Annotated in this window: 21 protein-coding genes and 1 riboswitch; of the genes, 9 read left to right on the forward strand and 12 right to left on the reverse strand. The window is 59.8% G+C overall.

Annotated elements, in window-relative coordinates:
- Positions 1–300 precede the first annotated feature (300 nt).
- The gene (gene rpsA / locus DWV20_RS07935) at positions 301–1,467 is read right to left on the reverse strand and encodes a 30S ribosomal protein S1 (protein WP_022095232.1); all 1,167 of its coding nucleotides are present in this window, start codon (positions 1,465–1,467) and stop codon (positions 301–303) included.
- Between the two features lie 315 nt (positions 1,468–1,782).
- Between rpsA and DWV20_RS07940 the strand changes: the two genes are divergently transcribed.
- Positions 1,783–2,541: an HAD family hydrolase gene (locus tag DWV20_RS07940; RefSeq protein WP_117806436.1), complete on the forward strand. Its 759-nt coding sequence runs from the start codon at positions 1,783–1,785 to the stop codon at positions 2,539–2,541.
- On the opposite strand, the gene DWV20_RS07945 is transcribed toward DWV20_RS07940, so the two are convergent.
- Entirely contained in the window at positions 2,538–3,857 is a 1,320-nt protein-coding gene (locus DWV20_RS07945; RefSeq protein WP_118256746.1) for a serine dehydratase subunit alpha family protein, read from the reverse strand. The genes DWV20_RS07940 and DWV20_RS07945 overlap by 4 nt on opposite strands.
- 270 nt (positions 3,858–4,127) lie before the next feature.
- Between DWV20_RS07945 and rpiB the strand changes: the two genes are divergently transcribed.
- Positions 4,128–4,595, forward strand: a complete 468-nt coding sequence (rpiB, locus tag DWV20_RS07950) for a ribose 5-phosphate isomerase B (RefSeq protein ID WP_055251633.1) — start codon at positions 4,128–4,130, stop codon at positions 4,593–4,595.
- Between the two features lie 183 nt (positions 4,596–4,778).
- Here the strand turns inward: rpiB and ndk are convergent, their stop codons facing one another.
- The 4 genes from ndk to DWV20_RS07965 form a co-directional block, all read right to left on the reverse strand.
- On the reverse strand, positions 4,779–5,183 hold the full coding sequence (gene ndk / locus DWV20_RS07955; RefSeq protein WP_118256747.1) for a nucleoside-diphosphate kinase: 405 nt from the start codon (positions 5,181–5,183) through the stop codon (positions 4,779–4,781).
- A gap of 384 nt (positions 5,184–5,567) precedes the next feature.
- Positions 5,568–6,998: an argininosuccinate lyase gene (gene argH / locus DWV20_RS07960; RefSeq protein ID WP_118256748.1), complete on the reverse strand. Its 1,431-nt coding sequence runs from the start codon at positions 6,996–6,998 to the stop codon at positions 5,568–5,570.
- Positions 6,999–7,116: 118 nt separating this feature from the next.
- Positions 7,117–7,287 (reverse strand): hypothetical protein, encoded by a 171-nt coding sequence (locus tag DWV20_RS09910; RefSeq protein WP_158548956.1) that lies wholly within the window; start codon positions 7,285–7,287, stop codon positions 7,117–7,119.
- Positions 7,288–7,520: 233 nt separating this feature from the next.
- Positions 7,521–8,747 (reverse strand): argininosuccinate synthase, encoded by a 1,227-nt coding sequence (locus DWV20_RS07965; RefSeq protein ID WP_055251721.1) that lies wholly within the window; start codon positions 8,745–8,747, stop codon positions 7,521–7,523.
- 553 nt (positions 8,748–9,300) lie between these two features.
- Here DWV20_RS07965 and DWV20_RS07970 point away from each other — a divergent pair.
- Complete coding sequence (locus DWV20_RS07970; RefSeq protein WP_118256749.1) at positions 9,301–10,128, forward strand: Cof-type HAD-IIB family hydrolase; 828 nt, start codon at positions 9,301–9,303, stop codon at positions 10,126–10,128.
- Between the two features lie 345 nt (positions 10,129–10,473).
- On the opposite strand, the gene polA is transcribed toward DWV20_RS07970, so the two are convergent.
- Entirely contained in the window at positions 10,474–13,218 is a 2,745-nt protein-coding gene (gene polA, locus DWV20_RS07975; RefSeq protein ID WP_118256750.1) for a DNA polymerase I, read from the reverse strand.
- Positions 13,219–13,384: 166 nt separating this feature from the next.
- On the opposite strand from polA, the gene DWV20_RS07980 reads away from it, so the two are divergent.
- Both DWV20_RS07980 and DWV20_RS07985 read left to right on the forward strand, forming a co-directional pair.
- Complete coding sequence (locus DWV20_RS07980) at positions 13,385–14,782, forward strand: aminopeptidase (RefSeq protein WP_117637537.1); 1,398 nt, start codon at positions 13,385–13,387, stop codon at positions 14,780–14,782.
- A 103-nt stretch (positions 14,783–14,885) separates the two neighbouring features.
- The gene (locus DWV20_RS07985; RefSeq protein WP_118256751.1) at positions 14,886–15,695 is read left to right on the forward strand and encodes a YaaA family protein; all 810 of its coding nucleotides are present in this window, start codon (positions 14,886–14,888) and stop codon (positions 15,693–15,695) included.
- A 23-nt stretch (positions 15,696–15,718) separates the two neighbouring features.
- Here the strand turns inward: DWV20_RS07985 and DWV20_RS07990 are convergent, their stop codons facing one another.
- Positions 15,719–16,240 carry a hypothetical protein gene (locus tag DWV20_RS07990; protein ID WP_118256752.1) on the reverse strand — a complete coding sequence of 174 codons (522 nt, stop codon included), beginning with the start codon at positions 16,238–16,240 and terminating at the stop codon, positions 15,719–15,721.
- A gap of 63 nt (positions 16,241–16,303) precedes the next feature.
- A riboswitch (TPP riboswitch) is annotated at positions 16,304–16,419 on the forward strand.
- Here DWV20_RS07990 and thiC point away from each other — a divergent pair.
- Together thiC and thiD are read left to right on the forward strand one after the other, a co-directional pair.
- Positions 16,412–17,746 carry a phosphomethylpyrimidine synthase ThiC gene (thiC, locus tag DWV20_RS07995; RefSeq protein ID WP_118256753.1) on the forward strand — a complete coding sequence of 445 codons (1,335 nt, stop codon included), beginning with the start codon at positions 16,412–16,414 and terminating at the stop codon, positions 17,744–17,746. It overlaps the preceding riboswitch by 8 nt.
- 178 nt (positions 17,747–17,924) lie before the next feature.
- Positions 17,925–18,755, forward strand: a complete 831-nt coding sequence (gene thiD, locus DWV20_RS08000) for a bifunctional hydroxymethylpyrimidine kinase/phosphomethylpyrimidine kinase (protein ID WP_118256754.1) — start codon at positions 17,925–17,927, stop codon at positions 18,753–18,755.
- Positions 18,756–18,998: 243 nt separating this feature from the next.
- On the opposite strand, the gene DWV20_RS08005 is transcribed toward thiD, so the two are convergent.
- From DWV20_RS08005 to DWV20_RS08020, 4 genes are all read right to left on the reverse strand, one after another.
- Positions 18,999–19,658: an SGNH/GDSL hydrolase family protein gene (locus DWV20_RS08005; protein WP_158548957.1), complete on the reverse strand. Its 660-nt coding sequence runs from the start codon at positions 19,656–19,658 to the stop codon at positions 18,999–19,001.
- A 75-nt stretch (positions 19,659–19,733) separates the two neighbouring features.
- Positions 19,734–20,867, reverse strand: a complete 1,134-nt coding sequence (locus DWV20_RS08010; RefSeq protein WP_118256756.1) for a TIGR02452 family protein — start codon at positions 20,865–20,867, stop codon at positions 19,734–19,736.
- A gap of 140 nt (positions 20,868–21,007) precedes the next feature.
- Complete coding sequence (locus DWV20_RS08015) at positions 21,008–21,703, reverse strand: Bax inhibitor-1 family protein (RefSeq protein WP_158548958.1); 696 nt, start codon at positions 21,701–21,703, stop codon at positions 21,008–21,010.
- Positions 21,704–21,782: 79 nt separating this feature from the next.
- Positions 21,783–22,121, reverse strand: a complete 339-nt coding sequence (locus DWV20_RS08020; protein WP_118256758.1) for a hypothetical protein — start codon at positions 22,119–22,121, stop codon at positions 21,783–21,785.
- A 250-nt stretch (positions 22,122–22,371) separates the two neighbouring features.
- Here DWV20_RS08020 and DWV20_RS08025 point away from each other — a divergent pair, with 250 nt between their 5' ends.
- Positions 22,372–23,421: an inorganic phosphate transporter gene (locus DWV20_RS08025; protein WP_055251696.1), complete on the forward strand. Its 1,050-nt coding sequence runs from the start codon at positions 22,372–22,374 to the stop codon at positions 23,419–23,421.
- 67 nt (positions 23,422–23,488) lie between these two features.
- Complete coding sequence (locus tag DWV20_RS08030) at positions 23,489–24,112, forward strand: DUF47 domain-containing protein (protein WP_055251695.1); 624 nt, start codon at positions 23,489–23,491, stop codon at positions 24,110–24,112.
- Positions 24,113–24,136: the final 24 nt, after the last annotated feature.

Consider the following 24,136-nt stretch of genomic DNA (forward strand, 5'->3'; position numbering starts at 1 on the left):
TATTTGCTCAATGTGTTCGGCTGAGATCGGAAATCAACCATAAACCAAGAACCGCCATGCGCTACAATGGTCCTGTCGATGGGCAACGTCGTCAGTCGAGACGCGACCGCGCTCCGCACCCCTCCGTCTACTCGGTGTGTTCCCGCCTCCTCCCCGAGGCGGGATGTCGGCTTTTTTCATGCACCGACAATCCAATAGCCTGTGGACAGCCCGGCAGCATTGCGCATCTCGGTGCCAAATGCAAAAAGGGACCCGTCCATTACGGACGGATCCCTTAAAACAAGTGATCGTCAAACCGATTTACTCGGCGTCGGTCTCCTCGTCCTTCTTCTCGGAAGGCAGCGGGGTAACCTCGATCTCGACGCCCAGAGTCTCAGCAGCAGACTTCATGGACAGGGAGATACGACGACGGTCGAGGTCGATCTCCATGACCTTGACCTGAACCTTGTCGCCCACGTGGGTGACCTGAGAAGGCTGATCGACGTGCTTGTTGGCCATCTCGGAGATGTGCACCAGACCCTCGATGCCCTCGCCCAGGTCGACGAAAGCGCCGAACGGGACAAGCTTGGTCACCGTGCCCTCGACGATAGCGCCGACGGGGTACTTCTTGACCAGTGCGCGCCACGGATCCTCGGTGGTCTGCTTGAGACCCAGGGAGATACGCTCGCGGTTGAGATCGACGTCGAGAACCTCGACCTCGACCTCCTGGCCGACCTTGACAACCTCGGAAGGATGGTTGACGTGGTTCCAGGAGAGCTCGGAGATGTGGATGAGGCCGTCGATGCCGCCGAGGTCGACGAAGGCGCCGAAGTCGACGATGGAGGAAACGGTGCCCTGGAGACGCATGCCAGACTTGAGCTTGGACAGGATCTCGGAGCGCTCGGCCTTACGGGACTCCTCGAGCACGACGCGACGGGAGAGGACAACGTTGTTGCGGTTGCGGTCCATCTCGATGACGCGGGCCTCGATGCGGGTGCCCATGTAGGAGGTGAGGTCCTTGACGCGACGGAGGTCGACGAGGGAAGCGGGCAGGAAGCCACGCAGGCCGATGTCGAGGATCAGGCCGCCCTTGACAACCTCGATAACCTCGCCCTCGACGTTCTCGCCGGAGTTGAACTTCTCCTCGATGCGGTTCCAAGCACGCTCGTACTCGGCACGCTTCTTGGACAGGACCAGACGACCGTCCTTGTCCTCCTTCTGGAGAACCAGAGCCTCGATGGGATCACCGAGTGCAACGATGTCTGCAGGGTTAGCGTCCTTGCGGATGGACAGCTCGCGGACCGGGATAACGCCCTCGGACTTGAATCCGATGTCAACGAGCACCTCGTCATGCTCGATCTTAACGACAGTGCCGTTAACGAGATCGCCCTCATCAAAGTCGGTAATCGTACCGTCGATGAGGTTGTTCATCTCCTCCTCGTTGACATCGTCAAGAGAGAAAATGGACGAGTTCTGAATCTCACTCAAAGGTGGACCCCTTTCGAACTACGGGGCCCCGATTGCTAGGACCTACAGAAGGGTGCGACAAGCACACAACGTTTAGGAACACTCGGGAGCCGACAGATACTAATGTGACGCTTATGCAATCACGTTCGTATAGGTTACGGGGAAATGAGTTCGATTTCAAGCGTGAACTGCGATTTTTTACTCGTGTGGAGACTTTTTCGTAATCTTATGAACACACGTCTCCGCAACTTGACGATAACCAGCCAGGCATTCGGCTTTGGGGTAAAGTATCCGGAGCCAACGATTCTAGATCGATTTTTCGAGAAAGGTGCCCGCGTGCTCAAAGCAGTCGTTTTCGATATGGACGAAACGCTTCTTAGCATCAACCTCAACGCGTTCATCCTTCGCTATTTTAAGGATGTCTCTTCGATGCTCGCGGATATCGGGCGCCGCAGCCGCGGTGGCACGATGGCACGTCTCGGCACCATCCTGGTCGACCTCAACGCCAATCGCCGCAGCGGCACGGACAACCGCACCAATCTTGAGTTTTACCAAGAAGAGGTCGAGCGCCGATGCGGGATTTGCCTCTCGGACCCACTTATCTACGAGGCGTTTACCTACTACGACCGCGAAGTTCTTCCGTACAAGAATGACGAACTCATCAACGCCCATGCCATGCCGGGCGCACACGCCGCGCTCCAGGCCGTACAGGACGCAGGGCTGCGCTGCGCGCTCTTTACCAACCCCAGCTTTCCGCAGGGGGCCATCGAGTGCCGCATGGGTTGGGGCGACCTGGCCGACGCCCCCTTTGAGCTCGTCACGCACATGGGAAACGCCACCCGCTGCAAGCCTGATGCCACCTACTATCTAGAGCAGCTTCAGGTGATGGGGCTCGAACCGCACGAGGTCCTTATGGTGGGCAACGATCCCAAACGCGACTTCCCTAGCCCCGCCTGCGGCATTCAGACTGCCTATGTAGGCCAGGGCAAGCCCAACCGAGTCACCTGGCGCGGAACCATGGAAGGCTTCGCCCGCGACTTTAACGCCGTAGTAGAAGCCTTCTACGAACACCAAGTAGCGGAAGAATTGTCCTAACAGACTCGAGTCTTGCCGATCATGATGTTGAGGATCTCGACGTCGGTGTCCTTCATGCCCACGCGGCCTACGTAGCCCATACTGGCGATTGTCTGCTCAACGGTATCTTGGATCAGGCCCTCGCCGGCGCGGAAGCCGCGACCCTGCATGGCCATATCATGGCCCAGGATCGCCGCATCGACGGCAGCCGAAATCTTGGCGGCACAGCTCGCCTTGGCGCCATCGCACACGATGCCGCCAACGTTACCGAGCGTGTTCGAAACCGTCGCGCCAATCTGCTCGCGCGTGCCACCGCACAGCCAGGTAATCGCAGCACCGGCACCGCACGCAGCGCAAATAGCACCGCAAAACGCCGAGAGCGCACCAATATAGCTCTTGATATGCACGGCGATAAGATCGGACAGCATCACGGCGCGCACCAGGCGCTCGTGGTCGCAGCGCAGGTACTCGGCATACTCCATGACGGGCAGTGCGCAGGTAATGCCCTGATTGCCCGAGCCGCACACAATGGCGACCGGCAGCGCGCAGCCGTTCATGCGGGCGTCGGACCCGGCGGCCGCACGGGCACGGGCACGGCAGGCGACGTCATCGGCACGAGCACCCAGCAGCGTACGACCCACCTCGGCGCCCCAAGCGTGCGCAAGGCCCTCGGCACTGATTGCGCCATTCAGCTCAATCTGACGCTCAACGGCAGCGCGGGCGCCCTCAATGTCACCGTCCTCGATAAAGTCGATGATGGAATCAATGGACATGGGCGTATCGGCGTTATCTGCTGCCCGCTCGGCCACCACGCGCTCGGCGCAGGCGGCACACTCCCCCGCCGACTTGCCGCACACCGGAATACCGTCGAGCGTATGGCACGTGACATTGGTGTGGTGGTCGGTAATCTCGACGACCGCGGTATGGCCCCCGGCCGTGGCAGTCACCTTGATGTAGAGGTTGGGCACACCCTCGACAAGCGATACACCGCAGTAACCGGCATCGGCGAGGAGCTCGGCCACGCGAGCACGATCTTCGTCGTTAACGCTCTCGAGCACCTCGAGCGCGCTCTTGGCGTCACCGCCCACGGCACCCAGCACGGCTGCCGCTTCAATACCGTGCATACCGCCCGAGTTGGGCACGGTCACGCTCTTAACGTTCTTGATGATGTTGCCCGAGCAGGCAACGTCCATATGATCGGGTTCGCAACCGAGCGTCTGGCTCGCCAGCGCCGCTGCATAGGCAACGGCAATGGGCTCGGTGCAGCCGAGTGCACAGACAAGCTCGCGGTTCAAAACATCGCAAAACGCGGCATCACGGATGGAATCGGTAGGCATAGGTATCTCCTGCTTGCATAACGGGCTGGACTCTCAAAAAAGTTGGCTCCTTTATTTGATAACAATGCATCAAAAACCGCAACCACGGTTCCGGCGGACGGCGCTCAAGCACAAATTGGCGGCATTATTCATGAGAGGCCGGTCTTGTTGCCTGCTAAAGCGTTTGACCAAAAAACGCCCGAGCGTTTACGCAAAAGTCGCGCTATCATGCAGTCGAACGCGGTAAACACCTTTAGCATTTGCGCCGCACAGACCAGAGAGGAACCATCCATGAAGATCGGTATCGGTAACGACCACGCCGCCGTCGAGCTCAAGAACATCATTTCCGAGCACCTGAAGGAACGCGGCTGCGAGGTCGTGAACTTTGGCACCGACACCTCCGAGAGCTTCGACTACCCCATCGCCGGTTACAAAGTGGGCAAGGCCGTTGCCAACGGCGACGTTGACCTGGGTATCCTGATCTGCGGCACCGGCGTCGGGATCAGCCTGGCTGCCAACAAGGTCGAGGGCGTACGCGCCGTCGTGTGCTCCGAGCCCTTCAGCGCCAAGCTCTCGCGCATGCACAACAACACCAACGTGCTCGCCTTTGGCGCCCGCGTCGTTGGCTCCGAGCTCGCCAAGATGATCGTCGACGAGTGGCTCGACGCCGAGTTTGAGGGCGGCCGTCACGAGCGTCGCGTTAACCTCCTCAACGAGATCGACCAGACCCGCGGTCTCAAGGTCGTCGACGAGGCCTAAAGACTTACAACGCCATACGCTAGCGACAGCCCCCGCCTGGAATGCACGCACATTCCAGGCGGGGGCTCTTTAGTGGATTTCTAGGCATGTCCCAAAAATCTACTGGAATATAAAAGGGCGCCGCGGATGGAGTTCCGCGGCGCCCAAGCCACACGCTAACAGCTTTAAGGAGTCAAAGCTGGTTTAGCCAAAGAAGCGCTTGATCTCGATCTCGGCGTTCTCCAGGCAGTCGGAGCCGTGAATCACGTTGGCGTTGACATCGACGGCGAAGTCGCCGCGGATGGTGCCAGGAGCAGCATCAAGCGGGTTGGTAGTGCCCATAAGGGTGCGCATCTTGGAGACAGCGGAGAGACCGGAAACGACCATCTTGACGACCGGACCGCTCGTCATAAAGTCGCAGAGACCGCCAAAGAAGGGCTTGTCGGCCAGATGGGCGTAGTGCTCCTCGACGGTAGCGCGCTCGAGCGTGGTCATCTCCATGCGCTCGATGACAAGGCCGCTACGCTCAATACGAGCAACGATCTCGCCGATCTTGCGATCGCGCACGGCGTCGGGCTTAATCATGATGAAGGTCTTCTCGATAGCCATAAGGTAGCCTTTCAAGTAGGTTCGCGCGTGCCCAAGTCCCATTCCGGCACCCGCCTGGACTGCATCGTAACAGAGTTTTAGCTGCAGTTAAACAAAAAGCTGTTTATTGAAACGCTGCAATTTATTAAAGCGCTCCATATGTGTCACTTCTGTTTCGAAGCCCGATTAGAGTACCATCCGACCGCTCATCAACCACATGGAACAGAGCGGGCGGTCGGTTGCCACCCGCGAACGTACCCCCTTCACAACCTGCCCAAAGGTCCTACAGAAGTTCTCGACAAGCCCCTCCCCCATAGCAGCAAAATAGGGGCGCCCGCATCAGCAGACGCCCGTAAAGCTAAAACGATTTATCAATAAATGGACAATACGTCTTCAGCCAAACCTTTACTTTGCCCCGTGACCCATCTCGACAACCTTGGTTAGCGATCCAAACACGCCTTCGTCGGCCACGAGCTGCGCCTCGGCACGCTGCAGCTGCACGGCAACGGCGGCAGGGGCGGTACCGCCCTCGGTCGTGCGTGCGGCGACAATCGACGGGATGTCGAGCGCCTCGGTAATGTCGCGCTCAAAGAGCGGGCTTGCCTCCTGGAACACCTCAAACGGCAGGTCCTCAAGATTGCAGCCGTGCTTCTCACACATCAGGACCAGATGGCCCACCACGGCATGTGCCTCACGGAACGGCAGACCACGCTTAGCCAGGTAATCGGCAACATCGGTGGCGGCAAGATGCCCCACGCCGCACTCGCGCGCCATGGCATCCTCGTTGACGGTCCAGGTCGAAATCATTCCGGCCATAACGGACAGGCACTGCATGAGCGTGTGAGCGGTATCGAGCGCGCCCTCCTTGTCCTCCTGCAAGTCCTTGTTATAAGCGAGCGGCAGGCCCTTCATGGTTACCAGCAGCTGCACCAGGTTGCCGTACACGCGACCGCTCTTACCGCGGATAAGCTCGGCAAAGTCGGGATTCTTCTTCTGCGGCATGATAGACGAGCCGGTGGAGTAGGAGTCTGAAAGCGTGATAAAGCCAAATTCGGAGCTCGACCACAGCACGATCTCCTCGGAAAGACGCGACAGGTGCATCGCCATGACGGATCCGGCGTAATGCAGATCGAGCAGGAAATCACGGTCGGAAACCGCATCGAGCGAGTTGGGAATCACGCCCGCAAAGCCAAGTTCGGCAGCCGTCATCTGGCGATCGAGCGGATAGCTCGTACCGGCAAGCGCGGCAGCACCCAGCGGGCAGTTGTCGGCGGCATCAAAGGCGGCCTTCAGACGTGTAAAGTCGCGCGCGAACATCCAGGAATACGCCAGCAGATGATGTGACAGCAGCACGGGCTGAGCATGCTGCATGTGCGTGTAACCCGGCAGAATCACCTTGTCGTACTTCTTGGCCGCATCCACCAGCACGTGGCGCAACTGCAGGTTGGCCTCCATGAGCTCCTTGGCCAACGCCTTGACGCCCAGGCGCGAATCGGTCGCCACCTGGTCGTTGCGCGAACGTCCGGTATGCAAGCGCTTGCCGGCCTCGCCGATGCGACGCGTCAGCTCGCTCTCGATGGACATATGGATGTCCTCGTCGTTGATATCGAAGGTGAAGTTGCCGGCATCGATATCCTGTTCGATTCCGGTCAGGCCCTCGGCAATCGCCTGCTCATCCTCGGCACTGATGATGCCCTGGGCCGCCAGCATCTTGGCATGCGCCTTAGAACCGGCGATATCCTGCTTATAGAGATGTTTGTCGACCGGCAGCGACGCGCCAAACTCCTGCGTGACCTCGGCCACTCCCGCCTCAAAACGACCGCCCCAAAGAGCCATGGAACCGTCCCCTTTCTCCAAATACCAAAACAAGCGCCCAAAGCAATGCGCCATGTCGCTAAAGCGATTTTTCAACCGCTAGTTTTACACAATCCCCACCGTGCGCGGGACCATGTTGCTAATTTGCAAAGAAGTGACGCACCAGGCACTTGGCGCCCAACGTCTCCCTCCGGATGTTGCCTTGCGAACCATCGATCCAGGCCTTCAGGCTCACAGGAACGTCCTCGACCTTTGCAGCATCGAACTCGGGCGCGAGGGCAAGTAAGGCATGCGCGATAGCGTTGAACATAATGGATACTCCTCATATATATAGGCACAGAGCCGCCAAATTGATAGAAGGAGCCCCGCCGGACAACCCCGGCGGGGCTCGGACTCAGCCGCAGGCGCGGCGTCATATATGCGGGCGGAACGTAGGGGCCACCGATGTTAAGAAGTGTCAGCAAGCATAACGAAAGGTAGAGATCCCGTGCGCCCGTTTTGTATCACGCGGATGGGCCGCGCGGATACCAAGGAAAGGAGGCGTTAGGCCTGGGCGGCAGCGGAGCTGGGACCCTGGACCTTTGCCCACGTCTTGAGCGACAGCGTATCGATCTCGATAAAGCCGGCGCTGGCCTTCTCGTCAAACGTAGTGTCGCGGTCGTAGGTAGCCAGACCGTAGTCATACAGGCTAAACGGGCTCTTGCGACCGACGACATGGCAGTTGCCCTTAAAGAACTTCAGACGGACGGTACCGGTCACGAACTTCTGGGTATCGGCCATAAAGGCATCGAGCGCGTTCTTGAGCGGGCTGTACCACTGGCCGTTGTACACGGCGGTGGCCCAATCCTGCTCGAGCTTGATCTTGGTCTTGAGCAGGTCGCCCTCGACGCAAATGTCCTCAAGTGCCTTGTGGGCGGTGATGAGCGTCAGGGCGCCGGGAACCTCATAGCACTCACGGCTCTTGAGGCCCACCAGACGATCCTCGACCAGGTCGAGACGGCCAAAGCCGTTGTCACCAGAGATCTTGTTGAGGGCGATGACGATCTCGGAGAGCTTCATCTTCTTGCCGTCGACGGCGACGGGCTTGCCGGCCTCAAACTCAATCTCGGTATACGTCGGGGTGTCGGGCGCGTCCTCGGGGTTCTTGGTCATAACCCAGGCGTCATCGAGCGGCTCGTTCCAGGGATCCTCCAGGTGACCGCACTCAATGGCGCGACCCCACAGGTTGTCGTCGATGGAGTAGGGGTTGTCGTTGGCACCCTCGGGAACCGGCACGTTGTGGGCATGTGCGTAGGCGACCTCGTCGGGACGGCACTTCAGGTCCCACTCGCGAACCGGGGCGATAACCTTGAGCTCGGGGTCGAGGGCCTTGACGGCAGCCTCAAAACGAACCTGGTCGTTACCCTTGCCGGTGCAGCCGTGAGCGACGTAGGTCGCGCCAAACTCGTGAGCGACCTCGACAAGCTTCTTGGCGAGCAACGGGCGGGACAGGGCGGAGAGCAGCGGATACTTGTTCTCGTACATAGAGTTTGCGGCGATAGCCTTAGTCAGGAACTCATCGGAGAACTCGTCGCGCAGATCGAGCACCTGGCAATCCAGAACGCCCAGGTCGAGGGCCTTCTGCTTCTTGGCGTCCAGACCGGTCTCCTCCTGGCCCACGTTGCCGCAGACACAAACAACATCGAGATTCTTCTCGTCCTGGAGCCACTTGACACATACGGATGTATCAAGACCACCGGAATATGCGAGAACGACTTTTTCCTTGCTCATGGCTGTTTCCTTTCGCCCTTGGTAGCTAGTTAGAACATCGGTCAGTTGCAAGTCATTTCGAGGTCAAAAACCGTGCAATATCAGGTTAAATAGCAAAAAGCAGCACAACATGCCCTAGAAACATGCAGCAATGTCGTGCTAAAACCCAACGACCTCAAAATGACTCTGTTGAGGCAATTCGCCCCATACGGACAGAGACGATTGTTATCGTCGTCGGGAAATTGCGCGCTGGCGTCGGATGGCATTGTCTGCAGTAGTGATGATCTTTACGAACTGCATCTGCCTCTCCTTTCACCTATCGCCGGGCGCAATTCTAATATCGCAAACGGTACCTTTTCCTCGGTAAGCGGTGCTTTTGCCGTCTCCGTTTTCGATGGTCGCTATATTACGCTAAAGTGCCTGCTGTACAAGCGACAAATTCAAATTTCTGAAAAGTTTTTTCATTAGTTTGTGAATTGCAGTGCAAGTACGCACCATTCCTGCGAAAATACGCTCGATTACATAGCAGAGGGTCATTACGCCCGAAACAATCTGGAAACGGAAAGGCGCATTTATGCAGACTTATGAATCAGACGCCAACATCGGCAACATTAAACTCATCGCCGTCGACATGGACAAGACGCTGCTCACCGACGAGCGCGTGTTGCCGCAGGGTCTTGATGAGCGTCTGGACAAGCTCGCCGACGCCGGCATCGTATTCTGCCCCGCCAGCGGACGTCCCGCTCCCAAGCTCGAGGAGATGTTCGAGGGCATCAAGAACCGCCTTGCTTTTTGTCCCGACAACGGAGCCTGCGTCATCTATCGCGGCAGCTATATCTATAAGAGCAACATCGATGTGGCGCTGTATCAGCAGGTGCTCGCTCGTGCCTCGGAGGACCCGCGCGCCGTTCCCGTCCTGTGCTGCTACGACGAGTTCTATGTGCTCGCCCGCGACCATCAATACCACGACGAGATCAGCGTCTACTACAACACGATCAACTACGTCGACACCTTTGAGGGCATTGATATCGAGTCCAATAAGATCTCGATCTTTTTCCCTGCCTACGATGCCGAGCCCGCGTTCCGCGCGACCTATAACCCCGCGTTCTCGGATCAGCTCTATGTCACCAATGCCGGCCGCGAGTGGATCGACTTTATGAACCTGGGTGTCGACAAGGGCGCCGGCGTCGCGCATCTGTGCGAGCAGTTGGGCATTGATATCGCCGATGCCGCCGCCGTGGGCGATACGTACAACGACATCCCCATGCTGGAGCGCGTCGGACACAGCTTTATCGTGGACAATGCCGAGGAGCACATGAACGCGCATGCCAAGTGGCGTATTCCGAGCAACAACGACGGGGGCGTACTGACGCTCATCGACGCTATCTTGGCGGCTCGGTAACGTGGCACGTCGGACCTGGCCGGGCGGCGCGGATTAGTTTTTCGTTCGGTCAGGTCCTGGGCTCGCTCGGAAAGCACATTAAGTGCTTTCCGGCTCGTGCGGAATCTACGAAAAACTAATCCGCGCCGCCCGGCCAGGTCCTAGGTTTACTTTCCTGCCGCCAAGATGGCGTCTTGAGTGTCTAGATACTTAGCTGAAATGATTTGAGCAGAGGGGAGCCCCTTGTTGGAAGGGGCTCCCCTCTGTTTTGGTTACTGTGGGACAAATTAATCAGTAGTGTTTGTCCCAAATCTTAAGTATGTGGGGGCTTGCGTCTTGGGCGAGCTTGCCTTACGGAGTGCTTCCCTATTTCGCGTCGGCCCAGGTTATGCCGGTGCTGGCTTCGGCGATCAACGGTACGCGGAGGTCTACTACGTGTTCCATGACGTCGCGGACCATGGTGGTTAGGCGCTCGACTTCGTTGACGGGGCACTCAAAATCCAGTTCGTCGTGTACCTGCAAGATCATGTGGGCGGCAAAACCCTCTTCTTCCAGGCGGCGGCTTACGCGGGCCATGGCGATCTTGATGATGTCGGCGGCGGTGCCCTGCATGGGGTGGTTCATGGCCGTGCGCTCACCAAAGCCGCGGAGCTGTGGGTTTTTGGCCTTGAGCTCGGGAATATGGCGTCTGCGGCCATACATGGTCTCGGCATAGCCCGTCTGCTTGGCTCGCGCCACCACATTGTCGAGGAACGTGCGCACGCCCGGGTAGGCCTCGTAGTAGCGATCAATCATGTCGCGCGCCTCGGCCATCGAGATGTGCAGCGACTGCGACAGTCCATAGGCCTGCTGGCCGTACACGATGCCAAAGTTCACGGCCTTGGCGCGGCTACGCAGGTCGGGTGTCACCTCGGACACCGGCACGCCAAATACGCGCGCGGCCGTCTCGGCATGGAAGTCCTCGCCCTCGTTGAAGGCGCGCACCAGGTGCTCGTCACCCGAAAGATGCGCGAGCAGGCGCAGCTCGATCTGCGAGTAGTCCACCGCCAAAAAGACGCTGCCCTCGCCCGCCGAGAACGCCGTCTTGACGGTACGCCCCAGCTCCGAGCGCGTCGGAATGTTTTGCAGATTGGGGTCGCTCGAAGACAAACGCCCCGTCGCGGTGATGGTCTGGTTGTACGTGGTGTGCACACGCCCGTCACCACGGCGCAGCGGGCCCAGCGTGTCCAGATAGGTCGACTTAATCTTGGACTTCTCACGCCAGTCCAAAATCAGGCGCACGATCTCGTGGTCGCGGGCAAGGTCGCTCAGCACCTTGGCGTTGGTCGAATAGTAGCCGCGCTTGGTCTTTTTGAGGCCCTTGGTCGGAAGTCCCATAACATCAAACAGCACGTGCGAGAGTTGCATGGGGCTGCCGATGTTAAAGGTCTCGTCGCCGGCCAGGTCGCGAATGCTGCGCTCGACCTCGGCAATCTGGGTCGCCAGGCCCTCGGACAGACTGTGCAGGCGGTCGGGGTCCACGAGCATGCCCGCGCGCTCCATCTTGGCAAGCACCGGCACGAGCGGCATCTCGATCCCATCGAACACGTTGGCGGCGTTCTCGCGGGCCATGCGGTCACGCAGCGGTGCAACCAGCGCCAGCGTCAAGGCCGCCGTGCGAGCGGCGGGCGCAGGAGCGTCCTCGCCAGCACCCTCTGCGCCGCGCGCCGCAGGCAGCGCCATCTGCAGATACGTATCGGCCAGATACACCTCGTCAAACTCGGAGCGGTCGGAATCCAACAGGTAGGCGGCAACAACGGTATCGAAGATGCGCGTGGAATCGACTGCCAGCGGATCCATGAGCTCGAGCTCAGAAGAATCGATGGGCGAAAGCTCATGCAGAAGCGCCTTCATATCCGGGCTCGCCGCACGGCCTTCCATAAACAGACGCGCGAGCACGCCGGCAATCACGCCGTGGGCGAAGTTGAAGCCCTCAACCTCAGCCGCCGCACCGCTGTCGCCCTCCTCGAGCGCAAACAGGCCCTTGGACGTCGCCAACCACAACGTGCGCGTCAGCCCAAAGAGCGCGCCCTCTTCCTTGTCATCGTCCACCACGGCGGCGACCCACTCGCCGGCATCAATCACGCGGGAGACCTCAGCCGCAACGGCACCAAGCGCGCCAGCATCGCCGGCGGCTGCGCGCAAAACGGCGGGAATCTCAAACGTGCTGGCAGCTGCCCCGCCCTCGCCGCCGATCAGCGCCAAGAAACGGTTCTGCATGGCGGTGATACCAAGCGTGCCCAGCGCCGCGGAAACCTCATCGGCGGAAAACGCCGGGAAGGACGTCGCCTCAAAATCGAGCTCAACGGGTGCATCGGTGCGGATGGTCGCCACCTTACGGCTCAGCAGCGCGTCGTCGATGTGTGCGCGCAGGTTTTCTCCCATCTTGCCCTTGACCTCGTCGGCGTGTGCGATGACCTCATCCAGGCTACCGTACTGCGCAATGAGCGCGCTCGCCTTTTTGGGGCCGATGCCCGGCACGCCGGGGATGTTGTCGGACGTGTCGCCCTTCAGACCATAAAAGTCGGGCACGAGCGCCGGCGTGATGCCGTGATACAGATCGTCCACGCTCTCGGGCGTCATGATCGCCACGTCGGACAGGCCCTTGCGGGTCGAGACCACGTTAACGTGCTCGGTCACGAGCTGATACATATCGCGATCACCGGTCACCAGCAGCATGTCGCAGCCGGCCTCCTCACCCAAGCGCGCCATGGTTCCCAGGATATCGTCGCCTTCCCAGCCCTCGGACTGCAGAATCGGCACGTTGAGCGCGGCGAGCAGCTCCTTGATCATGGGGAACTGCGCGTGCAGGTCGGGATCCATGGGCGGGCGCTGCGCCTTGTACTGCGGCAGCATCTCCATACGCACGCGCGGCTTGCCCTTGTCAAACGCCACGACAACGCCGTCGGGATTAAAGGCATCGATCATCTTGAGGAACATGTTCAGAAAACCAAAGATCGCGTTGGTGGGGCGACCGTCCGGCGCGTTCATGGTCGGCGGCACGGCGTGGAAGGCGCGATGCATGAGCGAGTTGCCGTCGATGACGGCAAAGGTACGGCGCTTTTCAGACATATTGAATACCTCGCTTTGGGCTGGGCACGGTTTGCTCACACCAGTTTACACGCTCCCCGCCCCGCGGCCACCGCACATCAGGCTTCCCTGCCGCCGCGGGCCCGCGCGTGATACGATGGCTCACGGTACATCAACCAGCACGATCGATCCGAAAGGAGCCTGCGTCATGGAGCGTCCCAGCGCATGGAAAAAGTACACGCCACAGCAGATCGAGGAGCTCGAGGAGCTTTGCCGCGGCTATAAGCAGTTTTTGAGTGAGAACAAGACCGAGCGCCTGTGCGTCAAGGCCGGTATCAAGATGGCCGAGGAGGCGGGCTACGTCAATCTGGAGACCGTGATCGCCGAGGGCCGCGCGCTCAAGGCCGGCGACAAGGTGTACGCCGCCAACCACGGCAAGGACCTCATGCTCGTCAACCTGGGCACCGCCCCGCTCGAGCAGGGCTTTAACATCCTGGGCGCCCACGTGGACTCGCCGCGCCTGGACCTCAAGCAGAACCCCGCCTTCGAGGCCGGCGACATGGCTTATCTCGACACGCACTACTATGGCGGCGTCAAGAGCTACCACTGGGTCGCTTCCCCGCTCGCACTCGTGGGCGTCATCTGCAAAAAGGACGGCACCACCGTCGACATCAACATCGGCGACAAGGCCGACGACCCGGTCTTTACCATCTCCGACCTGCTGATCCACCTCTCGAGTGAGCAGATGGCCAAGCCCGCCAAGGACGCCGTCGACGCCGAGATCCTCGACGTGATCGTGGGCGGCCGCCCCGTCAAGTTTGACGAGGACGACAAGGACGCTCCCAAGGAGCCCGTCAAGCAGATGTTCCTGGATATCCTCAAGGAGCAGTACGACGTCGAGGAGGAGGACTTCCTCTCCGCCGAGATCGAGGTCGTGCCCTCCGGCCCCGCCCGTGACATGGGCCTCGACCGCTCCATGATTCTGGGCTATGGCCACGACGACCGTGTCTGCGCCTATCCGTCCATGCTCGCCCAGATCAACGTCGCCAACGTGGAGCGCACGAGCATCACACTCATCGTCGACAAGGAGGAGATCGGTTCCGTGGGTGCCACCGGCATGACGAGCCGCTTCTTCGAGAACACCGTCGCCGAGATCATGACGCTCGCCGGCGAGGATAGCCCGCTGGCCCTGCGCCGCGCGCTCGCCCGCAGCCGCATGCTCTCCTCCGACGTGTCCGCCGGCTTCGACCCGGGCTACGCCGGCAAGTTCGAAACCAAGAACGCAGCCTTTATGGGTCGCGGCCTGTGCTTTAACAAGTACACGGGCAGCCGCGGCAAGGGCGGCTCTAACGACGCCGACGCCGAGTATGTGGCCCTCATCCGCGACATCATGGACGAGGCCGGCGTGGACTTCCAGACCTGCGAGCTCGGTCGCGTCAACGCGGGCGGCGGCGGCACCATCGCATACATCATGGCTAAGTACGGCATGAACGTCATCGACTCTGGCGTTGCCGTCCTGTCCATGCACGCCCTGTGGGAGGTCGCCAACAAGGCCGATATCTACGAGGCCTATCGCGGCTACAAGGCCTTCATCGAGCGCGCGTAACCAACCCTTCATCAGTTGCGGTGAAATACAGACTAACCTGGCCCATAAACGGCCAAAACGGGCCGTATTTCACCGCAACTTTCTTTTTTGCAAAGGAGAGTCCATGCCGCAGGTCATCATTTCGCCCGCCAAGCAGATGCGCGCGGCCCAAGATGCTTTTGAAGTCCTGGGCATTCCACCTTTTGCGCACGAGACGGCTCGCCTCCACCGCGCACTGCTAGATATCGAACGAAATGAAGGCAGCGGCGGCCTGCAGGCGCTATGGAACGTGAGCGACAAACTGCTGGGGCCTTGCCTCAACACCCTGCATGAGTTTGGGCCCATCCTGAAAAACGGCGATCTCGGCAATCCCGCACTCGCCCGTCACCTCTCCCCTGCCGTCATGTCCTACCACGGCATTCAATACCAGAGCATGGCGCCCGAGGTGATGGATTCCGCGCAGCTCGCATGGCTGCAAGACCATCTGTGGATCCTCTCGGGCCTTTACGGATGCGTACGCCCCTTTCATGCCGTTGAACCATATCGGCTGGAGATGGGCGCGAAGCTTGCCGTCGACGATGCCCGAGACCTCTATGCGTTTTGGGGCGACAAGCTCGCACGGGCCATCGCTCCGGCGGGCTCCAACGCTACGATCGTCAACCTTGCCAGCGTGGAATACGCCAAAGCCGTCCTGCCCCATGCTGCACAGGATACAACGGTTATCACCTGCCTTTTTGGCGAAGACGTCCGCAACGATAAGCCCGTTCAGCGATCGACCGCCAGCAAAAAGGCGCGCGGCTCCATGGTGCGCTGGATGGCAGAAAACAAGCTCGAGGATGTAAGCGGGCTCACCGCATTCAACATCGGCTATCGTCACATCCCCGAGCTTTCAGACAAAAACACCCTGGTTTTCATGAACGCGCAGGCACAATAGGCCCGCCGTTTCCAAACACTCCGTTACTCCGCCAAGCCATCGGCCTTTGCAATCCCGTTTGTCGAACCGTCCTGATAGACAATCTTGACGTGCTCAACCTCGGACACCGCAACACCCGTCGGAGGCTCCAGACGCCATTCCGTCAGGGCGATATCCATAGTCGTGGGCACATCTCCTTGATCTTTGAGCTTCACCGTGAGCGTTTTGAGCGCCGCGTCAAACGTCACGCGTTCGATTTCTTCACCTGGAATAGACCCACCACTCAGCTGCAACTGCACAAACTCATCGCGCGGGTACCAATAATCGCCCGGAACGGCGAGCGTATTGGCATTACCGCCAGTACTCCTCACCGTCATAATCGGTAGGCTATCATCAGCCTCGAACTCCCATGCAGCGCCGCCGCGACCGCCGAACGTCCAAATACAAAAGGCAATCACCAACACGGCAAGCACCGCAAAACCAATCGCGACAAGGCCATGGTGCGCACGGCTTTCCTCGGCCGATACATCCCATTGTGTCTCTCGATATAGATGCTTGTCTTCCATGTACGCCTCCCCACAGGCACGCTCGTTAGGCCAATCGTACCCATTCGAGCTATACTTGAGCCCATTACATAAACGGGGAGCTTGCAGGACAAGACGGCAGGCTGAGACTGGGCGCGCCCGCCCTGACCCGCAAACCTGATATGGGTAATGCCAACGAAGGGAGCCGTGCCAATGAGCACACAGACCGAGCCCAAGCTCGTCACGCAAATCGACTTCGCCCGCGCCGGGCAGATCACACCGCAGATGAAGGAGGTCGCCGAGCGCGAGCATCGCGACCCCGAGTACATCCGCAAGCGCGTGGCCGACGGCCGCATCGCCATTCCCGCCAACATCGTGCACATCAAAAAGGGCATGCGCGCCTTTGGTGTCGGCGAGGGCCTGTCCACTAAGGTCAACGTCAACCTGGGTATCTCGGGCGACAAGGCCGATGCCGCCGAGGAGTGGAAGAAGGTCAAGATCGCCGAGGACTTTGGCGCCGACGCCATCATGGACCTCTCCAACTCGGGCAAGACGCGCCAGTTCCGCCAGCAGCTCATCGACGAAACGCCGCTCATGGTGGGCACCGTCCCCATGTACGACGCCATCGGCTACATGGAAAAGCCGCTGGTCAAGCTGACCAAGGACGACCTGTTCGAGGTCGTGCGCGCGCATGCCGAGGACGGCGTGGACTTTATGACCATCCACTGCGGCATCAACAAGTCGGTCACCAAGACCTTTAAGGAGACCGGCCGCCTGATGAACATCGTCAGCCGCGGCGGTTCGCTGCTGTTTGGCTGGATGGAGGTCACCGGCAACGAAAACCCCTTCTACGAGTACTTTGACGAGCTGCTCGAGATTTGCCACGAGTACGACGTGACGATTTCGCTCGGCGACTCCTGCCGCCCGGGCTGCCTCTACGACTCCAACGATGCCACCGAGACCGCCGAGATGATCGAGCTGGGCAAGCTGTGCAAGCGCGCATGGGCCGCCGGCGTCCAGGTCATGGTCGAGGGTCCGGGCCACATGGCGCTCGACGAAATCGCCGCCAATATGAAACTGCAGAAGCGCCTGTGCCACAACGCCCCGTTCTATGTGCTCGGGCCGCTGGTGACCGATATCGGTGTGGGATACGACCACATCACCGCCGCCATCGGCGGCGCCATCTCCGCCAGCTCCGGCGCCGACTTCCTGTGCTACGTGACGCCGGCCGAGCACTTGTGTCTGCCCAACGCCCAGGACGTGCTCGATGGCCTCATGGCTACCAAGATCGCCGCACACGCCGCCGATATCGCCAAGAAGGTGCCGCACGCCCGCGACATGGACGACAAGATGGGCCAGGCACGCCGCAAGCTCGACTGGGACGCCATGTGGAAGTGCGCGCTCGACCCAGTTACGGGCAAGAAGCGCTACGAGGAGTCTCCCGCCGCCACCGAGGGCACTTGCACCATGTGTGGCAAGATGTGCGCCGTCCGTACCGTTAACAAGGTGTTCGAGGGTACGACGATCGATCTCGGCATGGAGGACTAACTCGTCACCGGAGCCACAATCGCTAACATGGTGTTCGTCAATTGTTGACGTGTGAACATTTGCTTACATTTGCGTAAAGATTGCATCGCCCGCCCGGGTTCGACATAGAGTCGGCCCGGGCATCTTTATAATGCTGGCTTAAAGACCCATTTGATTCCGACCGAACAAGGGAGCAAACATGGATCGCAGTAAGGTACCTGCCGTTCTATCCATCGCAGGATCCGATTCCAGCGGTGGCGCCGGCATTCAGGCCGACATCAAGACCATCACGGCGCACCGCCTGTATGCCGAGACGGCCATCACCGCCATCACCGCACAAAACACGCTCGGTGTCACCGCCGTGCAGAATATCTCCCCTGATATCGTCGCTGCGCAGATCGACGCCGTATTTGACGATATCCGCCCCAGCGCCGTCAAGATCGGCATGGTTTCCTCTGCCGAGATTATCGAGGTTATCGCCGACCGCCTGAGCGCCTGGAACGCGACAAACGTGGTCGTCGACCCCGTCATGGTAGCCACCTCGGGCGCACGGCTGATTGCCGAAGATGCCGCCGAGGCGCTCACCCGCCGCCTGTTCCCGCTGGCGACCGTTATCACGCCCAACATTCCCGAGGTCATGGCCCTGCTTGACTACGAGGTCGACTCCGAGCGCACACAGCAAAATGCTGCCATGCTCCTCACCCGCCGCTTTGGTTGCGCATCCCTCGTTAAGGGTGGGCATCTTGTCAACGAGGCCAACGATGTATTGGCCGAACCCGCGCCACTCGATGACGAGGGCAACCATCTGGGCGATCCGCTCACCACGTGGTTCCGCCACAAGCGCATCGAGACCGACAACACACACGGCACCGGCTGCACGCTTTCGTCCGCCATCGCCTGCGCGCTGGCCCAGGGCATGGATCTTGCCGATGCCGTCAATGCCGGCAAGGCATACCTGACAGGCGCTCTGGCCGCCGGCCTGGACATGGGCAAAGGCTCCGGCCCCGTCAACCACATGTGGCAGTACTAGCCCTGCAGCAAAACCACCACAAAGGACACCTTTGCGGTGGCTCCCACAAACATCTCGATCTGTAACAGTAACTCGGCAAAATCGACCCTAGATGTTACAGATCAAGACAAACAATCGATATCGACCTAAATAATCTTAATCTGTAACATCTAGCCCGTTTTCGGCCTTGGAACTGTTACAGATCAAGACAAACAAACGAAACAAGCCCCCGCAAGGGGAACTCTGTGGTGGTTTGGGGCCGTGCTACTCACCGAGCATCTCTTTGAGCTTGGCTGCCACGGCGTGACCCAGGCTCTCGTGGCTTTCGGGCATCATATGCAGATAGTCGATATCGCCCGGCTCGGCAAACTCGGCGGCATTCAAAAAGTCGCAGCCAAACTGCTCGGCCACGTGCGCATAGTACTCGCCAAAATGCTCAGATGCCTCAACGGAATGCTCGTCAAAGTCGGTCATATACACATCGGCGATCTGCGGCTTGATCTTGATAGGAGCCATCAGCAGGATGCGCGGGCAAGGCGCAGCGTCGGTCCACGGAAACGCGCGGACGGCGCGAATCAGCGCCATGGCGCCACGGGCGATATCGGAAGCTGTCACGTTAAAGACCGTCTTACAGTCGTTGGTGCCCAGCATGATCACAATGGCGTCCAGCGGCTTATGGGCCTCGAGCAGCATCGGAAGCGCGCGAATACCGTTGAGGTTAGTGTCCAGATGGCACATGTCGTCGCGTACCGTCGTGCGGCCGTTGAGGCCTTCTTCAATTACATGCCAGCCCTCGCCTAAGTCACGTTGGACCACGCCACACCAGCGCACATCCTGCGCATAGCGCACCGCGGTACCGTCGCGCATGCCCGCCGGATCGTAACCATAGGTGTTGCTGTCACCAAAGCATAGAACGTTTTTCATCGTAAGCTCCCCACTCAATAAAAAGCCGACGGGAGCAGCCCCCGCCGGCTCGGTATATCGCATCACGCGCACCGTTTACAGGTACTTGCGCCAGTCGTCGTCATCCTCGTCATCCTCGGCAGCGGCCTGAGCCTGCTCGGCGGCACGGGCGGCTGCGGTGCGGGCGGCAACCTGAGCATAGGACTCCTCGTTGCGCTCGGGGAAGTTTGCCAGCACGTGCTCGAACTTGGCGAAGTCCTCGTCCCAGCGCGTAGAGGGCACGGCAAAGAAGACCTGCTTGACCTTGAAGTCGCCCGACGCGAGCTCCTTGCGGAAGAGCTCGGCCACGGCCTCGGCATCAAAGCCGTTGTTGTCGCAGCCCCAAGCACCCAGCACGAGCTTCTCGCGACCAAGCTCATCGCAGATGGCGAGCACAAAGCGAATGCGGTCGCGCAGGGCATCCAGCAGAGCATCGTCGCTCACGCGATACTCCTGGCGGGCGCGCCTAACGTTAGGCGCGGCGGCCACGATCACGTCGGCGTATGCATGCACGTGGTTGCGGTCGAAGCGCACCGCAGGCACCACCAGGGCGCGGTTACGATAGAGCTCGCAGTTGATGTTGCGGCGACGGTTCTCGCCGTACCACTTACGCTGCCTATCGAGAACGTTGTACAGATACGAATCGGCGCACAGCGTGGCCTCCTGGCCCAGATAACCCTGAATATATCCACCGCCCGGATTGGTAAACGAGGCAAAGGCGAGCACGGCCATGTCGCAGAACTGCGCATAGCCGCGACCGTTATCGAGGATTGCCTGCGTGGCGGAGGCATCAAGCACAGTGACCTCGGGCAGGACCGGAGCGGGCTCCTCAGCAGGCGCGGACTCAGCTTCGGCGATTTCCTCGGCAGGCTCCTCGACGGGCTCGGGCGCCGCCTCGGTCTCGGGCGCCGCCTCGACCTCGGTAGTCTCCGCGTTCTCGACGTCCTCGGCGACCTGCTCTTCGGCGGCCACAGCACTCTGAACCTTGGTCTTCATCGCCGCGACAAAGCCGGCAGGCATACCGTCAAACTCGCGAACACCGGCGAGCGAACGCTCGATATCCTTGGCGCACGCTTCGGACACAGTTGCCACGTGACGCTCGGCGGCCTTGGCACGGGCCTCGCGCTTGGGATTGGGCTGACCCGCTCGGTTGGACCTGCGGTTACGGTTCCTGTTGTCGACGTCTGCCATACGTGGCCACCTTTCCTGTCGCTGCCGCTATCGGCTTTTCCCATCCATGATACCCCGCCGCGTACAAAAAAGACGGCCCCGAAGGACCGCCTTTCACATCGTTTTACCGCGTCCGACAAGAAACGCTGCAATCCCCCGCGCTAGTCGCGACGACCGAGGATGTTCAGGATGCGCAGGAACACGTTGATGATGTCCACGAACAGGCTGGATGCCATGAGCACGGCGTTGGGCAGCGTGGGCGGCACCGTCGTTGCCACATAGGTGTCGTAGCCGATGAAGCCGGCAAACACCACGATCACGATCAGGTCGGTGATGGACTGCGAAACGCCCATGAACATCAGCACGATCTCAACCAGAATAGTGGCGAGCAGAATGCCAAAGCCGATGCCATATACGCGCTGGAAAAACTTGGGGAACGTCACGCCCAAGGCGCCAAAGACAAAGGTGATGGCGGCCGTGGCGATAAAGGCAGTGTTGATGGTAGGCAGGTCGTAGTTGGCAAGGCCAAACGACGCGGTCAGGCCAAAGGTACTCGCAAAGATTACGTAGCCCACAAGGGACAGGCCCACGGACTGCTTGCCCGCAGCAGCCGACATCATGACCATGCCGACGATGGTTAAAATAAACGAGCCAAAGACCAGCGGTAGGGCGGCGCCGCTCATCATCATGCGCGCAAACGACATGGTGCTCGTAAAGTAGGCGCCGGCACCCATGGCGCAAAAGCCCAAGAAGATCAGGGCGGACATGGCGAGATTGTACGCGCGCGGCGACATCTCCTTGGCGCGGCTTGCGCCGGTCTCGACGGGGCCGTTCTGATAGCCCTGGATATCGTTCATACTTCGTCCTTTCAAAAAGCGCCACGACAGCGCCGTAGGTGACAAGATCTCTGCCATTGTACCCGAATGCCGTGCGCTCTTACCTGCGGCGCTCGCCCTCAAGCGTGCGGTCAAACGCCCATACCCACCAACGCATCACATGCGTCTGCGAGCCATCCGCCCGCTCACGCGTTTGGTCCTCCAGATACAACTCGGTCGCATGTCCGCCAAAACGTACCTTATAGGTTGCCGTACGAATGCCGTGAACCGTCAGGCCAAACCCGGTGGTCGAGATAATTTCGTCGATCGTAAAGCAACGGCCGTCGACCCAGCAGACGGTGACCGGCACGACTTGTCCGCCCGCAAGGATGCGGGTCACGACGTCCACATACTGCTTGTGCACGCGCCGAGTTTTGCCGTCTGTCTGTCGATATTCCATGCCTCCTATTATCGAACGCATGTTTGCATATTGTAAAGCGAACAGACTGTGGTTTTGGGGTGTTGGGGCGCGCGCACGTGTCCTCATGGTGTGTTAGCAAAAAGAACACCCGCGGTCAACAGGGCTAATATTCATTTTTAGTGCCAAAAAATTCACTGCTCCCATCAGAACTCGGTAAAGAAACCCGCAGGAGGTGATACGATTTATCATGTTTCTGTAACGTGCCTGCAAACTTCGAGAAAGCCCATATATGGACGTAACGTTCTCAACCTTCCTCGGCCAACTTGTGTCGAACCCAGTCCTTGCCGTCACCGTGATCCTCGCGCTCGGCGCCATCTTCGTCAATGGATGGACCGACGCACCCAACGCCATCGCGACCTGCGTCACTACGCGTTGCATGCCCGCCCGCGCCGCCATCCTCATGAGTGCCGCATTCAACTTCCTTGGCGTGCTCATCATGACGCACTTTAACGCGAGCGTCGCCAACACCATCTCCCATATTGTCGACTTTGGCGGAAACAGCACCATGGCGCTCGCCTGCCTGTGCGCGGCGCTGTTCTCCATCGTCGTCTACGGCGCCACAGCGTCGCGTTTTGGCATCCCCACTTCGCAAAGCCACAGCCTTATCGCCGGCCTGACCGGTGCCGCCATCGCCCTCGGCGGTGCGAGCAGCGTCAACGTCCACGAGTGGATGAAGGTCATCTACGGCCTGGCGCTCTCCATCGGCCTGGGCTTTGTCATGGGCTGGGTCCTGTGCAAGCTCGTCTCGATTCTTTTCGCCGCCGCCAACAGGCGACGTGCCAATGTCTTCTTTAAATACGCTCAGATCGCAAGCGCTGCGGCCATGAGCTTTATGCACGGCGCGCAGGATGGACAGAAGTTCATCGGCGTGCTCTTTTTAGGCGTGGCCTTTGCCAGCGGCCAGACGAGCGTCGGCGATGCCGGCATCCCCATCTGGATTATGCTGCTGTGCTCGGCCACCATGGGCATCGGCACCAGCGTGGGCGGCGAGCGCATCATCAAGTCCGTTGGCCAGAGCATGGTCAAGCTCGAAAAGTACCAGGGCTTCTCCGCCGACCTGGCGGGCGCCGCAAACCTGCTGCTTGCCACGCTCACCGGCATCCCCGTGTCCTCCACTCACATCAAGACCTGCGCCATCATGGGCGTCGGCGCCGTCAAGCGCCTTTCGGCCATCAACTTCGGCGTAGTCAAGGACATGATGTTCACCTGGTTCTTCACCTTCCCCGCCTGTGGACTCATCAGCTTTGTCATGGCCAAGCTGTTCATGATGTTCATCTAGTCAAACCGAACGTCCATCCGGACCGTAACACCTCGCCCACCCGTCTTCGCCTCGAAAGGACCCACTCATGGCAAAGAAACCCGATTCGTTCTACTTTGACAACTACGTCGCCTGCGCCGACCTCGCCGTCCAGGCCGCCGAGCTGCTTACCAAGATTTTCGAGAACTTCGATCCCGCAAAGATTCACGATATGCTCGACAAGATGCATGCGATCGAGCATGCGGCCGACAAGAAGCACCATGAGCTTGAGGACGCCCTGCTCACGGCCTTTATCACCCCGCTTGAGCGCGAGGACCTGGATCTGATGAGCTGCTCGCTCGACACCGTGCTCGACCGTATCGAGGGCGTCGTGCAGCGCGTCTACTTCACCAACATCCAGAGCATCCATCCCGACGCCATCGTCATCGCCCACAAGGTGACCGACGCCTGCCGCGCCATGAAGGACCTTATGGTCGAGCTGCCTAACTACCGCAAGTCCAAAACGCTGCGCGAGCTCGTCATCCAGATCAACACCATCGAGTCCGAGGCCGACGAGCTCTATATCAACGCCATGCGTAACCTGCACGTTAACGGCAAGGACCCGCTCGAGGTCATCGCTTGGCGTGACGTGTACGCCTTCCTGGAGTACTGCGCCGACTGCTGCGAGAATGTGGCCGATGTCGTGGATTCGATTGTCATGAAGAACAGTTAATTGGGGGTACATGTCCCACCGGTC

This window comes from Collinsella sp. AF02-46-1 (genome assembly GCF_003465825.1).
Lineage (GTDB): Bacteria > Actinomycetota > Coriobacteriia > Coriobacteriales > Coriobacteriaceae > Collinsella.

Excerpts from the sequence above, each read along its gene's own strand:
- DWV20_RS07945 (WP_118256746.1), bottom strand. The coding sequence starts at position 3,857 with ATGCCTACCGATTCCATCCGTGATGCCGCGTTTTGCGATGTTTTGAAC.
- rpiB (WP_055251633.1), top strand. The coding sequence starts at position 4,128 with ATGAAGATCGGTATCGGTAACGACCACGCCGCCGTCGAGCTCAAGAAC.
- ndk (WP_118256747.1), bottom strand. The coding sequence starts at position 5,183 with ATGGCTATCGAGAAGACCTTCATCATGATTAAGCCCGACGCCGTGCGC.
- argH (WP_118256748.1), bottom strand. The coding sequence starts at position 6,998 with ATGGCTCTTTGGGGCGGTCGTTTTGAGGCGGGAGTGGCCGAGGTCACG.
- DWV20_RS09910 (WP_158548956.1), bottom strand. The coding sequence starts at position 7,287 with ATGTTCAACGCTATCGCGCATGCCTTACTTGCCCTCGCGCCCGAGTTC.
- DWV20_RS07965 (WP_055251721.1), bottom strand. The coding sequence starts at position 8,747 with ATGAGCAAGGAAAAAGTCGTTCTCGCATATTCCGGTGGTCTTGATACA.
- DWV20_RS07970 (WP_118256749.1), top strand. The coding sequence starts at position 9,301 with ATGCAGACTTATGAATCAGACGCCAACATCGGCAACATTAAACTCATC.
- polA (WP_118256750.1), bottom strand. The coding sequence starts at position 13,218 with ATGTCTGAAAAGCGCCGTACCTTTGCCGTCATCGACGGCAACTCGCTC.
- DWV20_RS07980 (WP_117637537.1), top strand. The coding sequence starts at position 13,385 with ATGGAGCGTCCCAGCGCATGGAAAAAGTACACGCCACAGCAGATCGAG.
- DWV20_RS07985 (WP_118256751.1), top strand. The coding sequence starts at position 14,886 with ATGCCGCAGGTCATCATTTCGCCCGCCAAGCAGATGCGCGCGGCCCAA.
- DWV20_RS07990 (WP_118256752.1), bottom strand. The coding sequence starts at position 16,240 with ATGGAAGACAAGCATCTATATCGAGAGACACAATGGGATGTATCGGCC.
- thiC (WP_118256753.1), top strand. The coding sequence starts at position 16,412 with ATGAGCACACAGACCGAGCCCAAGCTCGTCACGCAAATCGACTTCGCC.
- thiD (WP_118256754.1), top strand. The coding sequence starts at position 17,925 with ATGGATCGCAGTAAGGTACCTGCCGTTCTATCCATCGCAGGATCCGAT.
- DWV20_RS08005 (WP_158548957.1), bottom strand. The coding sequence starts at position 19,658 with ATGAAAAACGTTCTATGCTTTGGTGACAGCAACACCTATGGTTACGAT.
- DWV20_RS08010 (WP_118256756.1), bottom strand. The coding sequence starts at position 20,867 with ATGGCAGACGTCGACAACAGGAACCGTAACCGCAGGTCCAACCGAGCG.
- DWV20_RS08015 (WP_158548958.1), bottom strand. The coding sequence starts at position 21,703 with ATGAACGATATCCAGGGCTATCAGAACGGCCCCGTCGAGACCGGCGCA.
- DWV20_RS08020 (WP_118256758.1), bottom strand. The coding sequence starts at position 22,121 with ATGGAATATCGACAGACAGACGGCAAAACTCGGCGCGTGCACAAGCAG.
- DWV20_RS08025 (WP_055251696.1), top strand. The coding sequence starts at position 22,372 with ATGGACGTAACGTTCTCAACCTTCCTCGGCCAACTTGTGTCGAACCCA.
- DWV20_RS08030 (WP_055251695.1), top strand. The coding sequence starts at position 23,489 with ATGGCAAAGAAACCCGATTCGTTCTACTTTGACAACTACGTCGCCTGC.